Raw genomic sequence first — 997 nt, forward strand, 5'->3', positions numbered from 1 at the left:
CATGGGGAATCCTGAGTGTGGTTGCCTGCCGCGGGTGGCAAGCTGCCCATCTAGTATGGATCAATGATCAACAAAAATCCATACATCACGACCACCCCTTGTACCAAGGACCTTCCGCCTTTCCCTCGCTTATGCCTAGGCCGTGCGCATCCACTCCTTGGCATCTTCTCCGGCTGCGATGCGCATCGGTGCGGCCGGATCGGTAGCGGCCAGCCAGACGGCTTGAGCCACGTCGCTGGCGTGGGTGATCTGGGTATCGTCCTGGAAATTGCTGAACACCTGGGCCGCCAGCGCGCCATAGGCTTCTGGAATGGTCCCCTCCATGCGCGGCCGGGCGTTGTCGGCAAAGCGGGTATGCGGTGCGCGGCCCGGCAAGACCAGGCGGGCCTGCACGCCCACGCTGCCCAGTTCCAGTGCGACCGATTCGGTGAAGGCATTCACGGCCGCCTTGCTGGCCGTGTAGACCGCCAGCAGCGGCAGCGAGCGCAGGGTCACCGAAGATGTGACGTTGATGATCACCCCCGCGCCGCGCTGACGCATCTGCGGGATGACGGCCTGAGTCATGGCGATGCTGCCCAGGGTGTTGGTCTCGAAGATCTCGCGCACCTGATCCAGGGGCTGGCCTTCGACGGCGGCCAGCGCACCGATACCGGCATTGTTGACCAGTACGTCGATGGGGCCGGCCGCGCCGATGGCGGCGGTGATGCTGGCGGCACTGGTCACGTCCAGCGGCAGGATGCGCAGCTTGGGCGAAGCCGGTAACAGTTCGCCGCGGGGCGTGCGCATGGTGGCGATGACCTGCCAGTCGCGTTGCAGGAAATAGTTGGCGATTTCCAGGCCGAAGCCGGACGAACAGCCAGTGATGAGGACGGTTTTCATGATCGGTTCCTTGTGAAGTGGGAGAGAACACGGCGAAGAATAGGCGCTCAATACCGGACTTGCTACAATCCATAGTCCATTATTCATTGGTAATCGTCCAGCCATGTCCGACATCACG

At 62.6% G+C, this 997-nt stretch carries 1 protein-coding gene; it reads right to left on the reverse strand.

Annotation, left to right across the window (positions count from 1 at the left end; translation table 11 throughout):
- Nucleotides 1-135: 135 nt before the first annotated feature.
- Nucleotides 136-879 (reverse strand): SDR family oxidoreductase, encoded by a 744-nt coding sequence (locus I5W_RS24465; RefSeq protein WP_044531203.1) that lies wholly within the window; start codon nucleotides 877-879, stop codon nucleotides 136-138.
- Nucleotides 880-997: the final 118 nt, after the last annotated feature.

The organism is Herbaspirillum sp. B65, assembly GCF_000333555.1.
Lineage (GTDB): Bacteria > Pseudomonadota > Gammaproteobacteria > Burkholderiales > Burkholderiaceae_D > Herbaspirillum > Herbaspirillum rubrisubalbicans.